The organism is Bacillus sp. YP1 (genome assembly GCF_000877815.1).
GTDB lineage: Bacteria > Bacillota > Bacilli > Bacillales > Bacillaceae > Bacillus > Bacillus subtilis.
Genome location: NZ_CP010014.1, coordinates 173,093 through 190,463 on the forward strand (window position 1 = coordinate 173,093; position 17,371 = coordinate 190,463).

A 17,371-nucleotide genomic window follows, 5' to 3' on the forward strand; every position below is an offset into this window, starting at 1 on the left:
ACAGCCAATGAGCCAACTCTTCAAATCATTTGATGCGTCGGAAAAAACGCAGCTCATCTGTTTTCCGTTTGCCGGCGGCTACTCGGCGTCGTTTCGCCCTCTCCATGCTTTTTTGCAGGGGGAGTGCGAGATGCTCGCTGCCGAGCCGCCGGGACACGGCACGAATCAAACGTCAGCTATTGAGGATCTCGAAGAGCTGACGGATTTGTACAAGCAAGAACTGAACCTTCGCCCTGATCGGCCGTTTGTGCTGTTCGGACACAGTATGGGCGGAATGATCACCTTCAGGCTGGCGCAAAAGCTTGAGCGTGAAGGCATCTTTCCGCAGGCGGTTATCATTTCTGCAATCCAGCCGCCTCATATTCAGCGGAAGAAAGTGTCCCACCTGCCTGATGATCAGTTTCTCGATCATATTATCCAATTAGGCGGAATGCCCGCAGAGCTTGTTGAAAATAAGGAGGTCATGTCCTTTTTCCTGCCTTCTTTCCGATCAGATTACCGGGCTCTTGAACAATTTGAGCTTTACGATCTGGCCCAGATCCAGTCGCCTGTTCATGTCTTTAACGGGCTTGATGATAAAAAGTGCATACGAGATGCGGAAGGGTGGAAGAAGTGGGCAAAAGACATCACATTCCATCAATTTGACGGCGGGCACATGTTCCTGCTGTCACAAACGGAAGAAGTCGCAGAACGGATTTTTGCGATCTTGAATCAGCATCCGATCATTCAACCGTGATCAAAAGCGGACAGCTTCGGCTGTTCCGCTTTTTTTTGTGTTGAATGCCAATTTTTGCATGGTATAATAGTCGAAATACTCAAACAAAGGCAGGTCGAAACATGCGCACGTCTCCCAGGATGAAATGGTTTGTATTGCTGTTTACGTTTGTTTTCGCCATCGGAATGAACTCATTCAGAAATTCCTTTCAATTTTTTATGCTGCCAATGGCAGATGCCTTCCATGCCGACAGGTCGCTGATTTCGGTTTCTGTCAGCATTTTTATGATCACAACCGGCATCGTCCAGTTTTTTGTCGGTTTTTTTATCGACCGTTTCAGTGTCAGAAAAATTATGGCGCTTGGAGCTGTCTGCATCAGCGCAAGCTTTTTGGTGCTTCCTTATTCACCGAATGTTCATGTGTTTTCCGCCATTTACGGTGTGCTTGGCGGAATCGGGTATTCCTGCGCGGTCGGCGTGACGACCCAGTATTTCATCAGCCGTTGGTTTGACACACACAAAGGTCTGGCGCTTGCTATTTTGACCAATGCCAACTCTGCGGGCCTGCTGCTTCTCTCACCCATTTGGGCTGCGGCTCCGTATCATGCCGGCTGGCAGAGCACCTATACCATTTTGGGAATCGTCATGGCGGCTGTTCTGCTGCCGCTCCTCGTCTTTGGGATGAAGCACCCGCCGCATGCGCAAGCGGAGTCTGTGAAAAAATCTTATGATTGGCGGGGGTTTTGGAACGTGATGAAGCAATCCCGCCTCATTCATATCCTGTACTTCGGCGTGTTTACTTGCGGATTTACAATGGGAATTATTGATGCTCACCTCGTCCCGATACTGAAGGATGCGCATGTCTCTCATGTCAACGGAATGATGGCCGCGTTCGGGGCATTTATCATCATTGGCGGATTATTGGCGGGCTGGCTGTCAGATCTCCTCGGCAGCAGAAGCGTCATGCTATCCATCTTATTTTTCATTCGGCTGCTCAGCCTCATTTGCCTGCTCATTCCCATTCTCGGAATTCATCACAGTGACCTTTGGTACTTCGGGTTTATCCTGTTATTCGGGCTCAGTTACACAGGCGTGATCCCGCTGACCGCGGCGTCAATTTCGGAAAGCTATCAAACAGGATTGATCGGATCGCTGTTAGGCATCAATTTCTTTATCCATCAGGTTGCCGGAGCTCTCAGCGTGTATGCGGGCGGTTTGTTTTTTGACATGACTCATGGTTATTTGCTGATTGTCGCTGTGTGCATTGTGTTTGTGGGTTTATCGGCTGTAATAGAGCTGGTGCCGTTTTTAGATAAACAAAAGGCAAAAGAAACCCACCAATCAATATAAAAGGATCAGCACTGTCAATGCTGATCCTTTTTAAATTTGAGTTTTTTTGTTTCGGTATTTTTAAGGATAATCTCCTTGAATCTGTTCATTTCCTCTTTGGAATGAAAAAAACGTTTTGGGATCGCAATATATTGGCCACTTGATGTATTGACCCTGAAGATATTATTATATTCGAAAACAGCTGTGATTTCATCCCAATTGAAAATGAGGTCATATTTTTTAGAACATATACGAATTCCTTCTTGGTTCAGAGTATATGTTCTTTTAAATTTCATCCGTTCGTTCTTCTTGTATGCTCTGGAAAACTTCACATATAGAAGCAGGAGGAGCAGCAGTGTAAACAGAACGGACATCACGATAATCAACATACTGTTCATAAATAAGTTAAGCGCGTCACTGCCATAAACGATACGGGGCCATCCGTTAATGAAGTTAACTGCAGCAAATATGGCGCAAAACAACAGAAAGTAAAAGCATGATATTTTTGCGATTTGATAAAAAAAGATTTCTCTTACATCCTTAAAAGCGATTTCTCCTGGAAGATTGATACTTTCACTAGCATATTGAATCATACGGTAAACCTACACCTCTAACCATGTTTTTCCTTTCAGTCTAGCATAATTTCTCATTTTTTTGCAGGCATACCAGGGCGCTTTGTTTTTTTCTCCAGATTGATATTGCTCCCCACCACGCCAATCATAATACAAACAGCCCCGGCAAGATGATACCAGGCCAGGCTTTCTTTGAGAATTACAACTCCTGCAATCATCGTCACAATGGTAGATACATGATTAAAAGCGCTCATTTTAAACGCCTCAATTCGCGACAGCGTATAGTTAGACAGAAATGAAGTGACAAGTGAAGACAGCACGCCCAAATACACAATGGCGAGAACGAAGCCGGGCTCCCGGAACGGCAGAAAATAAGTGCCGACTGTTCCCGCCGCTCCGTGACGCACAAGGGCGATGGCGTTGAAGACGACAAAGCCGATGGCTGACATGATATAGGTGAGCTCTGTCAGCTTGAACCGCTGCGTCATTTTTCTGGCAGCAGTATTGTACATCGCTGAAGACAAAGCGGACAATAGGATCAGCAAAGACCCTTTTAAGCTGGCTGATTCCACGTCAACGCCTTTCATCACAAAAATAAACATGACGCCGGCAACGGATAAAACCGTGAACCCCTTTTGTGTCCACGTTGGGCGTTCCTTTAAAACATAAGCGGCAAAGACCATCGTGAAAATCGGAATGGCTGCCTGAATAATTCCCGCTTCAGAGGAGGACGAGTACACAAGGCCGAATGCCTGAAAGCTGAAAAATAACGCGGGATACAGCAGGGCGAGCGGCAAAATGGCAATGACGTCCTTTACGCGGATTGATAGCTTTACCCAGCCGAATAAGATCGGTACAGTGGCCGCAGCAAACGCAATGGTGAACCGATGCGCCAAAATATCAAACGGCTCTGCTGTTTGCAGTGCGATTTTTACGAATAGAAAGGATAAACCGATAATGAACGAATATAAAATAGCCGCTATATAAGCGGGGGCTTGCTGATGTTTAACCATAATGGGAAGGGCTCCTTTACCTGAATTGCAGCGCCGGTCGCTCCCTTTATTGTATGGCCGCGGTCAGAACGGTACAATGAGAAAAACAATGAACTGTACCGGTACAAAACAGGGGGAGAAGGCATGGAGAAATATATGAGTCTAGTAACGAGGATAGAGGAGATGATGCAAAGCACCGCCTATCAAGAAGGAGACAGGCTTCCATCTATCCGTCAGCTGTCCGCCCGCTACCAAGTCAGCAAAAGCACAGTGATCCGCGCGCTGCAGGAGCTGGAAAAGCGCCACCTTATCTATTCTGTTCCGAAAAGCGGCTATTATATTGTGAAAAAGACAGGGAAATCAAAAAGCGGGCAGCTTGGCCCCATCGACTTTGCCACATCTGCGCCGGATCCAGATGTGTTTCCGTATCTTGATTTTCAGCACTGTATCAACAAAGCGATTGATACGTACAAAAACGATTTGTTTATTTATGGGACGTCAAAGGGGCTTCCATCACTCATCCGCGTACTCCGAAAGCTCTTGGCCACTCAACAGGTATTTGCGGATGAACGGCATATTTTCATTACATCAGGTGTCCAGCAGGCGTTATCCTTGCTTTGTGCCATGCCGTTCCCAAATGGGAAAGAGAAGATCGCCATTGAACAGCCGGGCTACCATTTGATGGTCGAACAGCTTGAGACGCTCGGGATTCCCGCCATCGGGGTGAAACGAACGGAAGAAGGGCTTGATATAGCCGAGGTTGAGCGGTTATTTCAAACAGAATCGATTAAATTTTTTTATACGATGCCGCGCTTCCATAACCCGCTTGGCTGCTCATTGTCAGAGCGTGATAAACAGGAGCTTGTGAGACTGGCAGAAGCGTATGATGTCTATCTCGTTGAGGATGATTACCTCGGTGATCTGGAGGAAAATAAAAAGGCAGATCCGCTGTACGCATATGATCTGTCCTCACATGTCATCTATTTGAAAAGCTTCTCGAAAATGATGTTCCCCGGCCTCCGCGTGGGGGCGGCTGTTTTGCCCGAAGCGCTGACTGACACGTTCTATGCGTACAAAAAACTGAACGACATCGACTGTTCAATGATTTCTCAAGCAGCATTGGAGATTTACCTGAAAAGCGGTATGTACGGCAGGCATAAGGAGAAAATCAGAGATTCTTATAAAGAGCGGTCGCTGAGGCTACATCAAGCCATTCGAACTCACAGGCAGCTGGGAAGCGGACGCTTTACGTTCTCCAGCGGGCAGGCACCCTGTATGCACACCCATCTGGTGCTTCCTCAGGATCTGCCCGCCTCAAGAGTGATTCATAGACTGAAAAAACAAGGGGTTCTCCTTGAGGCGATAGACCGTCATTATTTATCAGATTATCCGAAAGAAAATCTATTAAAAATCAATATTTCCAATGTGAAAACGGAAGATATTGAGCGCGGTGTCAAGCTGTTGATGAGCCATTTATAAAAGCTCTTCGTACGAGACCATTGTGATATCCTCGGGGAAATCAGGGTGTGCGGCGCATACAGCCATTTTGTAGCCGGAATCGACCTCATACGTTTTGATATAGCATGGGGAATGGCTGTCCGGAAGCTCAATGGATACTTGTCCGTCCTGGTGCAGGCGCACTGAAAAGGAATCAAGCGGAAGCGATAAGCCTTTGCCTTCCTGTTTGATAAAGCTTTCTTTCATTGACCATAGATGATAAAAATAGTCTGTCTGCTCGTCCTTGTCTTTTGCTAAAAGGTCGCTGTACTCTGTTTTTGAAAAGAAGCGCTTGGCGATCTCAAGGCTGATCGGTTTCGTTTTTTCGATATCTATGCCGATCGGCTGTGAATCAAACGCACCAATGACCCAGCGGCCGGAGTGAGAAATATTGAAATGAGCGTCGGGAAGATCAGGGATGCACGGCTTCCCGTATTCCTGCGTGCTAAAGCGGATATCGGATTTGTCCAACTGATACTGCCTGCTTATGACTGAGCGAACGAGCACATCTCCCAGCAGGGTGCGGTGAGCATCTTCTTTATGATAAAATCTCCGACATTTCTCCCGTTTTTCAGGTGATATGAAAGACATGAACCGTTCATTTTCTTCCTGTGAAAGCGGGCGGTCCATATAAATTCCGTAAATCTTCATTCTAGATCCTCCGTCTGCAAAAGATTGTCAAAACCATCCTATCATACTTCCACAAGACTCATATAGAGGAGAAAATAAAAAAACAAAGCCAAGGCGGCTTTGTTTTAGTGTACAGGCGGAGATGCTTTCACAGCGGCTGTCCGCCTTGCCACAGCATAATTCAGCAACTGGATTGACTGGGGCAATGAAAAGCGCAAAATAAGTCCCGTGAGGATGGCGGTCAAAATGGTGCCAAAACCGATCGGCCCGCCCATGCCCCATGCCGCAAACAAAATGGTTATTTCCATGCCGTTCCGCACCCATTGCACATTCCAGCCGGTTTTTTCTGTAATCAGCATCATCAGTGAATCACGCGGCCCCGCGCCAAGGCCTGCTGATACATAAACACCGACGCCGTAACCGATCAGCACCACGCCTAGAGAGAAGACGATGATCGAGCCTGTGTAGGTCGAGGGGGCAGGCAGAATGAAATTGAAAAAATCTATAAATACACCAATGAGCACCATATTCAGGAGGGCACCAATTTTCGGCCAAGCTCTCGTAAACAATGACGTGAATCCGACGATGAGCGCTCCAATAATGATGGACCACTGGCCGACGGTAAGCCCGAAGTGCTGAAACAGGCTGTAATGAAATGCATCCCACGGACTAATGCCGAGTGCTTTTCCTTCTATCGTCAGGGATACACCAAAAGCCAAAATGATCAAACCGGCAAAATAAAATGTCCAGCGCAGAACAAGTTCTTGCTTCACGTGAGGTCCCTTCTTTCGTAAAAATCAGTCGATTGTCATTGTAGCACATCTGACAGAAGGGCGGAATAGGCGAAAGGGGCTCAACAAAAAAACAGGGCCGCCGCAGGCGCCCTGTTTCAGCGTGTTGGCAAACCCTTGCATTCGTTGTCAGGCCTGTGCTTCGGTGCTCACGAATTTAACATTCGCTGTGCTCCAATGCTCGCCCTTCCTAGACTTCAAAGGTTTTCAATCACGCTGAAAATCACAAAATCCTAAAACGAAAATCGTTTTAGGATTTTGTCAATAATCTGAAACAGGGCGCTGGCGCCCTGTTTTTCTTATTACAGCGGGTTCAAAATCCGGTTCAAGAACCGCTGTGTCCGTTCTTCTTTTGGTGCAGTGAAAATTTGCTCCGGCGGTCCTTGCTCCACGATAACGCCGCCGTCGATGAAGATGACTTCATCCGCAACTTCCTGCGCGAACTTGATTTCGTGGGTCACGACGACCATGGTCCAGCCTTCATTGGCCAAGTCCTTGATTACCTTCAGCACCTCTCCGACAAGCTCGGGATCAAGCGCTGAAGTCGGTTCATCAAACAGCATGAGCTCAGGCTGAATTGCCAGTGCGCGGGCGATGCCGACGCGCTGCTGCTGTCCGCCGGAAAGCTGGAACGGATATAAATCCATTTTGTCCTTCAATCCGACTTTATCTAGAAGCTGAATCGCTTCTTTTCTGACTTCCTCTTTGTTTCGTTTTTGCACCTGAATAGGGCCCTCCATCACGTTTTCAAGAGCTGTGCGGTGCGGGAACAGGTGATACGCCTGAAACACCATTCCGGATTTTCGGCGAAGCTTTAGGATATCCGCCTGTTTCACCTTTTTGGAGAAATCGATGGAGAAATCATCAAATGCAAGCTCTCCGCGATTCGGGATCTCCAGAGCGTTCAGGCAACGGAGCAGCGTCGTTTTCCCTGAACCTGAAGGCCCAAGTATGGCGATGACTTTTCCTTTTTCAATCTTCATATCTATTTTTTTTAAAATTTCATTTTCACCGAATGATTTGTTTAATCCTTTAACGGTAAGCATACTCGGAACCTCCTTATTTGGCCACGTAGCGGTCAAGACGCCGTTCGATGACATGCTGGACGAGTGAAAGCAGGAAGCAGATAATCCAATAAATAAAGGCTGCTTCAATATAGATCACTAAAATTTGATCAAGATTCCGCGCGCCGATTTCCTGGGCTTTTCTGAACAGCTCAGCGACCAGAATTTGAGAGGCGAGGGATGTATCTTTAATCAGGCTGATAAAGGTATTGGATAATGGCGGGATCGACACACGAAACGCCTGCGGCAAAATGACGCGGAACAGCGTTTTTTGATGTGTCATGCCAATTGTGTAGCCGGCTTCCCATTGCCCTTTCGGCACGGATAAAATAGATGCCCGAATGATTTCAGATGCATAGGCGCCGACGTTTAAAGAAAAGGCGATAACTGCGCTTGGAAATGGATCTAATGTGACGTTAAAGGCCGGGAACAGATAGAAAATGATGAACAATTGAACGAGAAGAGGAGTGCCGCGTATTGCGGATACGTATACGCTGAACACCCATCTCAAAGGTCTCACTTTCGACATTCTGGCAAGCGCCGTAATCAGCGCCAGGATCATTCCGAATATAAAGGAAAGAATCGTAAGGGGAATCGTATAGTAGATTCCCCCTGAAAGTATCGGCCAGAATGACTGCTGCACCAGATCCCACGGGATCGCCGTGCCAAGCGTCAATGCCGGCAGATTATTTAGAAACATCTTCGCCGAACCATTTTTTAGAAATTTTAGAAAGAGTCCCGTCCTCTTTCATTTCTTTTAATGCTTTGTTGACTTGATCAACAACCTCGCCGCTTCCTTTACGGAACGTGAAATATGTTGACTGAGGATCACCTGTTTCAAACGCGATTTTCACGTTTTTATTGCCAGATGTTTTTAAGTAGTTCAATACGGCAAGCTTATCGTTGTATGTCATATCGACACGGCCTTGCTGGATCATTTGAAGGGCCTGCGCCATACCTTCAACGCCTTCTACTTTAGCGCCGGCATTTGTAGCTAATTTGTTGTAGTTGCTTGTCAGTGATTGAGCTGACGTTTTTCCTTTTACGTCTTTTTCAGACTTAATATCGTTGTTGTCTTTTTTCGTTACGACAACAGCTCTTGATGTTGTGTATTTATCTGAGAAATCATATTTGTCTTCACGATCTGTTTTTCCGACTTGGTTGGCAACAACGTCAAACCGTTTGGAATTCAGGCCGGCAAACATACTGTCCCACTGTGTTTCCTTAAAGTCGACTTTAAGCCCGAGGCGTTTTGCGACTTCTGTGATAACTTCGACATCATAGCCAGTCAGTTTATCAGTGTCTTTGTCGTGGTAAGTGAACGGCTCATATGTTCCTTCCGTTCCGACTGTGAGCACACCTTTTTTCTTAATTGAAGCCCAAAGATCGCCATCTTTGGCATTATCTTTTGACTGATTGTCATTTCCTGCTCCGCAAGCTGCAAGAGCTGCAATACTTACGACCATGAATAAAGCCAATAATGCTTTTTTCATCTTATTCCCCACTTTTCTGGTTGATTTTATTGAAATAAAAAAATAGCTTACAAATCTAAAGGATAACTTTTTTTTAGTATGAGTCAAGTAATTGGTTTTCATAAGGCAAAATCTTTTAAAATAAATCCAAAAATTGCTGTGCCGGTTTAGGCAAATAACTGTCCGTTCTCCACATGACAGCCGGTGTCATAATGAAGGGATTATTTTCGATATGGACGGTGTGAACGTGATTTCTCATATGAACGGGAATCATTGTGACGGGCAAAATAGACGCGCCGAATCCGGATGACACGAGACTGAGCAAAGTTGCAGAGTCGTGGCATTCACAAACAATGCGCGGCTCCAGGTTCAAACGATGAAATTCATTCATGACCTGATTATAGACGCCTTTTCCGTTGACAGGCCGCAGCAGGATCAGCGGAAATGAAGGAATGTCCTCCATCTTAATGGTGTCTCCGCACGGATATCCGGCTTCATCTGAAAGCACGAGCACACATGGAATGTCATCAAGCTGCTTGAATTGTACTGTGTCACTTTTGATCAGTGTTGTCGTGACCGCCGCATCGATTTGCCGGCTTTCCAGCAGTTCCAACAGTGTCGCGGGTTCATTTTCCCAAATATTAAAGGTGAGATGGGGGTATCTCTCTTTGATCTGTGTTACTTTTTCAAGCATCAGAGCCGCGCAATAAATCGTTGATCCCACGGCAAGTGTGCCGGCTACTTCCTCCTTCAGCTCCTGTACCTCAATGACTGCATCTTCAAACCTATGCAGAATCTCTTTTGCTCTTTTTAGAAAAACAGCTCCTTCATATGTAAGAGTCATTTGTTTTTTCTTGTTACGGTCAAACAGGACAACACCAAGTTCGTCCTCCAGCTGTTTGAGCTGCCTGCTTAAAGGCGGCTGCGCCATGTGAAGCTTTTTGGCTGCGGACGTGATTTTCTGTTCTTGGGCAATGGTAATGAAGTATCGAAGCTGGCGAATATCCAAAAGAAAGCGCCTCCTTATCATACCTTTTAGGTATTAAATATAGATTTAATAGATATTTTTCATATGGATATATCAGGAGTATGATTGAAATGAAAGCAGAATTCAAGCGTAAAGGAGGGGGCAAAGTGAAACTCGTTGTCGGAATGACAGGGGCAACAGGGGCCATTTTCGGGGTCAGGCTGCTGCAGTGGCTGAAGGCCGCCGGAGTGGAAACCCATCTCGTTGTGTCTCCTTGGGCAAACGTCACGATCAAACACGAAACAGGCTATACCTTACAAGAAGTAGAACAACTGGCCACATACACTTACTCACATAAGGATCAGGCGGCAGCCATTTCAAGCGGGTCGTTTGATACCGATGGAATGATTGTTGCGCCGTGCAGCATGAAATCTCTCGCAAGCATTCGCACCGGAATGGCGGATAATCTGCTGACACGTGCGGCGGATGTCATGCTCAAGGAGAGAAAAAAACTCGTCCTCTTAACGAGAGAGACGCCTTTGAACCAAATACATCTCGAAAATATGCTAGCGCTTACGAAAATGGGCACCATCATTCTTCCTCCGATGCCGGCATTTTATAATCAGCCGAGCAGCTTAGAGGAAATGGTTGACCATATTGTATTCAGAACGTTGGACCAATTCGGCATTCGGCTTCCTGAAGCGAAACGCTGGAATGGGATTGAAAAACAAAAAGGAGGAGCTTGATCATGGCTTATCAAGATTTCAGAGAATTTCTCGCTGCCCTTGAAAAAGAAGGACAGCTGCTTACAGTGAATGAAGAGGTAAAGCCGGAACCGGATTTAGGGGCCGCCGCACGGGCAGCCAGCAATCTTGGCGATAAAAGTCCCGCGCTCTTATTTAACAACATTTACGGCTATCATAACGCGCGAATTGCGATGAATGTCATCGGCTCTTGGCCGAACCATGCCATGATGCTGGGCATGCCGAAAGACACACCGGTAAAAGAACAGTTTTTTGAATTCGCAAAGCGTTATGACCAATTTCCGATGCCGGTCAAACGTGAGGAAACAGCGCCATTTCATGAAAATGAAATCACAGAAGATATCAATTTGTTCGATATACTGCCTCTTTTCAGAATAAACCAAGGAGACGGAGGCTACTATCTAGACAAAGCGTGTGTTATTTCCCGTGATCTTGAGGACCCTGACAACTTCGGCAAACAAAATGTCGGCATTTACAGAATGCAAGTCAAAGGAAAAGACCGCCTTGGCATTCAGCCTGTCCCGCAGCACGATATTGCAATCCATCTGCGCCAAGCTGAAGAACGCGGCATCAATCTTCCGGTCACCATTGCGCTCGGCTGTGAGCCGGTCATTACAACGGCGGCATCGACTCCGCTTCTCTATGATCAATCAGAATACGAAATGGCAGGCGCTATTCAAGGCGAACCATATCGCATCGTCAAATCAAAGCTGTCTGATCTTGATGTTCCGTGGGGTGCTGAAGTGGTGCTTGAAGGTGAGATTATTGCCGGAGAGCGCGAATATGAAGGGCCGTTTGGTGAATTCACAGGCCATTATTCCGGCGGACGCAGCATGCCGATTATCAAAATTAAACGCGTCTATCACAGAAACAATCCGATCTTTGAACATTTATACTTAGGCATGCCTTGGACAGAATGCGATTACATGATCGGCATTAACACATGCGTGCCGCTTTATCAGCAGTTAAAAGAAGCGTATCCGAACGAAATTGTGGCAGTGAACGCCATGTACACACACGGTTTAATCGCGATTGTTTCCACAAAAACCCGCTATGGCGGATTTGCGAAAGCGGTCGGCATGCGCGCACTCACAACGCCGCACGGACTCGGCTACTGCAAAATGGTCATTGTCGTTGATGAGGATGTCGATCCATTCAACCTTCCGCAGGTCATGTGGGCGCTTTCGACCAAAATGCATCCGAAACACGATGCGGTCATCATTCCGGACTTATCTGTCCTGCCGCTTGATCCGGGATCCAATCCATCAGGAATCACTCACAAAATGATTCTCGACGCCACTACACCGGTTGCGCCGGAAACAAGAGGCCATTATTCACAGCCGCTTGATTCTCCGCTAACAACGAAAGAATGGGAACAAAAACTAATGGACTTAATGAATAAATAAGGAAAGGATGTTCGAAATGCATACATGTCCTCGATGCGACTCAAAAAAGGGAGAAGTCATGAGCAAATCGCCTGTAGAAGGCGCATGGGAAGTTTATCAGTGCCAAACATGCTTTTTTACATGGAGATCCTGTGAACCGGAAAGCATTACAAATCCCGAAAAATACAATCCAGCGTTTAAAATTGATCCAAAGGAAACAGAAACAGCAATTGAAGTTCCGGCGGTGCCGGAACGAAAGGCTTGATCCGCGTGAACTGTATGTCAGACCGTCTCTTTGAGCTGCTTGACGGGAGCTGCCTGAATGAGAAGCAGCATGAGGCCTTCGTTCTGCAAACAGTATCAGAGGATGGCTGGCCGCATGCCGCTATGATCAGTGCAGGTGAAATCATCGCGCTGAGCCGAACTGATATCCGAATCGCTCTGTGGAAAAACACAATGACTTCGGCCAACATCCTTCGCACAGGAAAAGCACAGTTCACGGCGTGGTGGAAGGGAGCGGCCTATTATGTAAAGCTTGAATGCGCGCCTTTACCGCCTTTGAAAGATGCCGAATATGAAAGAGACCGTTTTTCCTGCCGCATCGTTTCAGTGAAGGAGGACGTTGCGAAATACGCTGATTTGACTTCAGGTGTCCGTATACAGCTTCACAGCGCTGAAGAGGTGCTGAGCAGATGGGAGAAGACCCTGGAAGATTTAAAGCGGTAATATCGATAGCCTGACGCCATGCGTCAGGCTTTTTTTATATAATGAAAACAAAGGGGGCGTGAGAAATGGAACGTGCGGGGATCTGTCACTCGGACGGCTTTGATTTAGCTTATCGAATTGAGGGCGAGGGCGCACCCATCCTTGTGATCGGGAGTGCGGTTTACTATCCGCGCCTTTTTTCCTCAGATATCAAACAGAAATATCAATGGGTCTTTGTCGACCATAGGGGATTTGCTAAGCTTAAGCGAGGGCTTCGTGCGGAGGATTCGAGGCTTGATGCCGTCTTGGCTGATATCGAAAGGATGAGAACATTTCTTCAGTTTGAGGATATTATTATCCTGGGGCATTCCGGGCATGCTTTTATGGCTTTGGAATATGCCAGGACATATCCTGAACATGTCCGGAAGGTGGCGCTCTTCAATACTGCGCCTGATAACAGTGAAGAAAGACAGCGAAAAAGTGAATCATTTTTCATGGAAACAGCCAGCCTTGAGAGAAAGAAACGCTTTGAAAAAGATATCGCGAATTTGCCGCAGGACATTGAAAAAGATCCTGAAAGACGCTTCGTGCATATGTGTATTCGCGCTGAAGCGAAAAGCTTTTATCAAGAGCGGCCGCATGCAGCTGCCTTATGGGATGGCGTATTCACGAATATGCCGATCATTGATGAATTATGGGGCAATACATTTGCCCGGATTGATCTTCTTCAGCGGTTAGCTGATGTTCGTATGCCGGTGTATATCGGATTAGGGAGATATGATTATTTGGTTGCACCCGTTTCGCTATGGGATGCTGTTGACGATTTATATCCCCATGTGGATAAGGTTATTTTTGAAAAGAGCGGCCATCAGCCGATGCTGGAAGAACCGGAAGCCTTTGATCAAAGCTTCAGCAAATGGCTGGATCAATAAAAAAACAGCCCGCAGATCAAAATCCGCGGGCTGTTTCTGATTATAAGACCCCTTTCATCGCGCGTTTGATCATCGGCGAGAGCAGCAGGAGAATGCCGCCAAGAACGATAGAAATCAAACCGATGGTGCCGAAGTACATTGTTTCAGGAATTTTATCAAACAATCCGGCTACTTGGGCATTGATCGCTTGGGCTGCCGCGTTCGTCAGAAACCACATACTCATTGTCTGTGCAGAGAAGGCAGCTGGTGCCAGTTTCGTTGTCACGGATAAACCGACTGGAGACAGGCACAGCTCTCCAAGCACGACAAGCAGGAAGCTGAGAACGAGCCAAAGCGGGCTTACGAGTGCTTCTTTTCCTTGCATAGCAGGGAATACCATAATGATAAATGACAATCCGGCTAAAATAATTCCGATTGAGAATTTAACTGGTGTAGACGGCTGGCGTTTGCCAAGCTTCATCCAGAGCCATGCGAATATTGGCGCAAAAATGACGACAAACAATGGATTTAATGATTGGAACCATGATGATTGAAGTTCGAATCCGCCCAATGAAAGTCTTATGCGTTCATCAGCGTATACCGCAAGAATGGTCGCTCCCTGTTCCTGAATGGCCCAGAACATGACAGCACCGATAAACAAAGGAATGTAAGCGGCAAGACGGGATTTTTCTGTGCTGTCCGCTTTTTTGCTTGTAAACATGATGATGAAATAAATGACAGGAATCAAAATACCGAGAATACTTACAAGGTCGATAAAACGATTGATCGTCAGCACGCCTGTTTGTACAGAGATCATCACTGCGATCGCCACGATGATAACACCGATTCCGGTGCCAATCGCAGATTTTTTAGACAGCGGATTCGGCACATTGGAACCTGCAAGCCCGAGGTTTTTCTTTCTTGTCAAAGCAAAAACGATAAGGCCGAGAAGCATTCCGACCGCGGCAGCTCCGAATCCGAGATGATAGTTGTACTTCTGTCCGAGTGTTCCGACAATTAACGGCGCGAGTAAACCACCGAGGTTAATCCCCATGTAGAAAATACTGAAACCTGAGTCGCGGCGCGGGTCTTCTTTCGTGTAAAGATCCCCAACCACGCTTGAAACGTTTGGTTTTAATAAGCCTGTTCCGACAATGATAAGCACCATGCTGATATAGAATGCTATCGAACTGCCCGGATAGGCGAGTGCAATGTGGCCGAACATAATGAATATGCCGCCGTAAAACACGGTGTTTGCGGTACCGAATACCCGGTCAGCGAGCCATCCGCCAATAATGGTGGACATGTATACGAGTGATCCGTAAATCGACATAATGGCAACCGCAGTGCCCTTGTCAAAGCCGAGCCCTCCGTTTACCGTCTCTGTATACAAATAGTAAAGTAAGATTGCTCTCATTCCATAGTAAGAGAAACGTTCCCAAAATTCGGTGAAAAATAGTGTAAATAGTCCTCGCGGGTGACCAAAGAACCCTTTTTGCGGGACGCTTTTAATGATACTTTCGTTATCAATCGAAGCCATGTCAGCCAAACCCTTTCTAAAAAAAGTGTATTATAAAAATCATATTCTTATATAATACTTGTGTCAATATAATTTATACTCATTTCAAATAGTTCCATATTGGAAAAATTATAAATACCTAAAAATAGTGATTTCCTCCTAATTTTTAAACTTTTTATCGAGAGATTTTCTTACACAACTATTCCTTTATATTTTTTTAATAAAATTTTAGAGAAATGTACAAGCAGATCGGGCCTTTGTGAGTAACATGATAGTAATCATAGAGAAGGAGGCTCGCAATTGGCTGAATTCATATTAAATGCAGCGGATTTCGGTGTTCCTGGAGATGGTAAAACGGATTCGACAGAACGGATTAATCAGTGCCTTAGTACAGCTGTTTCGAAAGGCTATCATACTGTCTGGTTTCCAAAGGGAACATATTTAATAGACGCAACGCTTGGCGGAGATCTTAATCAGAAGTTTCGAAACGCGGGGATCATTGTTCCCGGCAACCTTGAGATTATGATGGACCCCGAATGTATCATGAAAGTGATACCGAATAGTTCGTGGGGTTATTCCGCATTTTATGTAGGCAAGCAAGAGAATATAACCATTTCCGGGGGACAAATTATCGGCGAACGGGATGAGCATACGTATGCCTCGGCAGGGATAAGGTCAACCCATGAATGGGGCTTTGGCATATGTATTGAAGGATGCTCGAATGTTGTCATTGATGATGTGAAAATTTCCGATTTTACCGGCGATGGGATCATAGTCAGCCCAAGGGGATTAAAGACCAATCAAGATTATCGAACGTCAGAGCAAATTATCATCCGCCGCTGTGAGGTTCGGCGGTCGAGGAGAAATAACATTTCCATTACCGGATGTGACATGGTCACGGTGGAGGAATGCTTGATTGAAGATGCCGGAACGGGGAATGGAACAGCGCCGAAATTCGGAATTGACATTGAAGGATATGGCGAAGGTGATGTTGATTATGAGGAACCGATTAATGTATCAATTCGCAATAACCACTTTGTTGGAAACGTTTCAAGTTCTGTGACCAATTTTAACGGGTATGGCATTTTAATAGAAGGAAATCACTCAGACAATACAATCAGCTACGGATATGGGACGCAAACAGTGATCAAGGGAAATATACTGAGGCGCCCTGAAGACGCGGCGGCTGCGCCAAGAGTCGGGATAACCGGACTCGGTGTATCACAAGGAAAAGAGACCAGTGATGCAGTGATCGCTGGCAACCTCATTACCGGATTTTCAACAGGAATTGATGTCAGGGGAAAGAGCGTTCTTGTGACGAACAACAAAATCAGCAACTTTGAAAACACAGGGATATTGGTTTATCAGTCCTCCGACGTAAAGGTAGACGGAAACCAAATTCAAAACGGACTGTCTGAAACAAGGCGCAGCATCGGTCTTCGCGCAGTGCTTTCAGATGACACCGCTTTTCTGAATAACTGTCTCATTCAAGTCGTTGACGGTGTGAGCGTTTCGGGCGGAAACATGATCATTAAAGATAATCTCCTGAGAAAATTCAGCCGAGGCATTTGGATTGCTCAAGGGAACGCGGTGATTGAAGGGAATACACTGAATCCTGGCGCGTTTGAAGCAGTGCCGGAATCATATTCTGTTTCCGTTACAAACAATGCCGGCGCTATCATCAAAAACAATACATTTAAAGAGTTTAAAAATTACCCCATTTACTGCTCCACAAGTGCAAAAACCTCAATTATCGGCAACCACTTAGAGAGATCTCCGCTTTTGGTCACCATCTATATCAGCGCCGGTGTGCATGAGATTTTTGATAATACCATTTCAGTCAACAGAACAGCTGGGAATCCGATTGTGATTTATCTCAATGGCTCTGCAGGCTCTATCATCTCAGGAAACACCATCAATAACCTCTCCGCGGGCACTGCGACAGCTATTCAAACAAACACGTCAACCAATTCCAAAATCATCGGCAACCGCATTTTTAAAGGGACTATCAACAAACACAGCAGTGATGCAATAGACGGCAATATTATCGTCTGAAAAA

The 17,371-nt window shown here is 46.1% G+C and carries 18 protein-coding genes; 9 read left to right on the top strand and 9 right to left on the bottom strand.

Annotated elements, in window-relative coordinates; genetic code table 11:
• The first annotated feature begins 7 nt into the window (after nt 1-7).
• Complete coding sequence (gene srfAD / locus QF06_RS00715) at nt 8-736, top strand: surfactin biosynthesis thioesterase SrfAD (RefSeq protein WP_003234568.1); 729 nt, start codon at nt 8-10, stop codon at nt 734-736.
• Between the two features lie 101 nt (nt 737-837).
• Complete coding sequence (locus QF06_RS00720) at nt 838-2,064, top strand: MFS transporter (protein ID WP_041850683.1); 1,227 nt, start codon at nt 838-840, stop codon at nt 2,062-2,064.
• A gap of 14 nt (nt 2,065-2,078) precedes the next feature.
• Here QF06_RS00720 and QF06_RS00725 read toward each other — a convergent pair whose 3' ends face one another.
• Both QF06_RS00725 and QF06_RS00730 read right to left on the bottom strand, forming a co-directional pair.
• Complete coding sequence (locus QF06_RS00725; protein WP_041850684.1) at nt 2,079-2,636, bottom strand: YcxB family protein; 558 nt, start codon at nt 2,634-2,636, stop codon at nt 2,079-2,081.
• 53 nt (nt 2,637-2,689) lie between these two features.
• On the bottom strand, nt 2,690-3,628 hold the full coding sequence (locus QF06_RS00730; protein WP_041850685.1) for a DMT family transporter: 939 nt from the start codon (nt 3,626-3,628) through the stop codon (nt 2,690-2,692).
• A 123-nt stretch (nt 3,629-3,751) separates the two neighbouring features.
• Here QF06_RS00730 and QF06_RS00735 point away from each other — a divergent pair, with 123 nt between their 5' ends.
• Nucleotides 3,752-5,086: an aminotransferase-like domain-containing protein gene (locus tag QF06_RS00735; protein ID WP_041850686.1), complete on the top strand. Its 1,335-nt coding sequence runs from the start codon at nt 3,752-3,754 to the stop codon at nt 5,084-5,086.
• Here the strand turns inward: QF06_RS00735 and QF06_RS00740 are convergent.
• From QF06_RS00740 to bsdA, 6 genes are all read right to left on the bottom strand, one after another.
• Nucleotides 5,081-5,755, bottom strand: a complete 675-nt coding sequence (locus QF06_RS00740; protein WP_021481768.1) for a 4'-phosphopantetheinyl transferase — start codon at nt 5,753-5,755, stop codon at nt 5,081-5,083. The genes QF06_RS00735 and QF06_RS00740 overlap by 6 nt on opposite strands.
• Before the next feature lie 104 nt (nt 5,756-5,859).
• Nucleotides 5,860-6,507, bottom strand: a complete 648-nt coding sequence (locus QF06_RS00745; protein WP_014475783.1) for a YczE/YyaS/YitT family protein — start codon at nt 6,505-6,507, stop codon at nt 5,860-5,862.
• Nucleotides 6,508-6,827: 320 nt separating this feature from the next.
• On the bottom strand, nt 6,828-7,571 hold the full coding sequence (gene tcyC, locus QF06_RS00750; protein ID WP_043940049.1) for a cystine ABC transporter ATP-binding protein TcyC: 744 nt from the start codon (nt 7,569-7,571) through the stop codon (nt 6,828-6,830).
• 13 nt (nt 7,572-7,584) lie between these two features.
• Nucleotides 7,585-8,289: a cystine ABC transporter permease TcyB gene (gene tcyB / locus QF06_RS00755; RefSeq protein ID WP_003234541.1), complete on the bottom strand. Its 705-nt coding sequence runs from the start codon at nt 8,287-8,289 to the stop codon at nt 7,585-7,587.
• Nucleotides 8,276-9,082: a cystine ABC transporter substrate-binding lipoprotein TcyA gene (gene tcyA, locus QF06_RS00760; RefSeq protein WP_032726543.1), complete on the bottom strand. Its 807-nt coding sequence runs from the start codon at nt 9,080-9,082 to the stop codon at nt 8,276-8,278. Before tcyA ends, tcyB begins: the two co-directional genes overlap by 14 nt.
• Nucleotides 9,083-9,197: 115 nt before the next feature.
• Nucleotides 9,198-10,070 carry a transcriptional regulator BsdA gene (bsdA, locus tag QF06_RS00765; protein WP_003234533.1) on the bottom strand — a complete coding sequence of 291 codons (873 nt, stop codon included), beginning with the start codon at nt 10,068-10,070 and terminating at the stop codon, nt 9,198-9,200.
• Between the two features lie 89 nt (nt 10,071-10,159).
• Here bsdA and QF06_RS00770 point away from each other — a divergent pair, with 89 nt between their 5' ends.
• From QF06_RS00770 to QF06_RS00790, 5 genes are all read left to right on the top strand, one after another.
• Nucleotides 10,160-10,774 (top strand): non-oxidative hydroxyarylic acid decarboxylases subunit B, encoded by a 615-nt coding sequence (locus QF06_RS00770; RefSeq protein WP_014478815.1) that lies wholly within the window; start codon nt 10,160-10,162, stop codon nt 10,772-10,774.
• Nucleotides 10,775-10,776: 2 nt separating this feature from the next.
• A complete protein-coding gene (gene bsdC / locus QF06_RS00775) occupies nt 10,777-12,198 on the top strand; it encodes a phenolic acid decarboxylase BsdC (protein ID WP_003234529.1) in 1,422 nt (473 codons plus the stop codon).
• 16 nt (nt 12,199-12,214) lie between these two features.
• Nucleotides 12,215-12,442 carry a phenolic acid decarboxylase subunit BsdD gene (bsdD, locus tag QF06_RS00780; protein ID WP_010886405.1) on the top strand — a complete coding sequence of 76 codons (228 nt, stop codon included), beginning with the start codon at nt 12,215-12,217 and terminating at the stop codon, nt 12,440-12,442.
• The gene (locus QF06_RS00785; RefSeq protein ID WP_021481766.1) at nt 12,439-12,903 is read left to right on the top strand and encodes a pyridoxamine 5'-phosphate oxidase family protein; all 465 of its coding nucleotides are present in this window, start codon (nt 12,439-12,441) and stop codon (nt 12,901-12,903) included. The genes bsdD and QF06_RS00785 overlap by 4 nt, the downstream gene beginning before the upstream one ends.
• Nucleotides 12,904-12,968: 65 nt before the next feature.
• Complete coding sequence (locus QF06_RS00790) at nt 12,969-13,814, top strand: alpha/beta fold hydrolase (RefSeq protein WP_043940050.1); 846 nt, start codon at nt 12,969-12,971, stop codon at nt 13,812-13,814.
• A 40-nt stretch (nt 13,815-13,854) separates the two neighbouring features.
• Here QF06_RS00790 and QF06_RS00795 read toward each other — a convergent pair whose 3' ends face one another.
• Nucleotides 13,855-15,333 (bottom strand): peptide MFS transporter, encoded by a 1,479-nt coding sequence (locus tag QF06_RS00795; protein WP_043940051.1) that lies wholly within the window; start codon nt 15,331-15,333, stop codon nt 13,855-13,857.
• Nucleotides 15,334-15,612: 279 nt separating this feature from the next.
• Here QF06_RS00795 and QF06_RS00800 point away from each other — a divergent pair, with 279 nt between their 5' ends.
• Nucleotides 15,613-17,367: a right-handed parallel beta-helix repeat-containing protein gene (locus tag QF06_RS00800; RefSeq protein WP_032726540.1), complete on the top strand. Its 1,755-nt coding sequence runs from the start codon at nt 15,613-15,615 to the stop codon at nt 17,365-17,367.
• Nucleotides 17,368-17,371 lie beyond the last annotated feature (4 nt).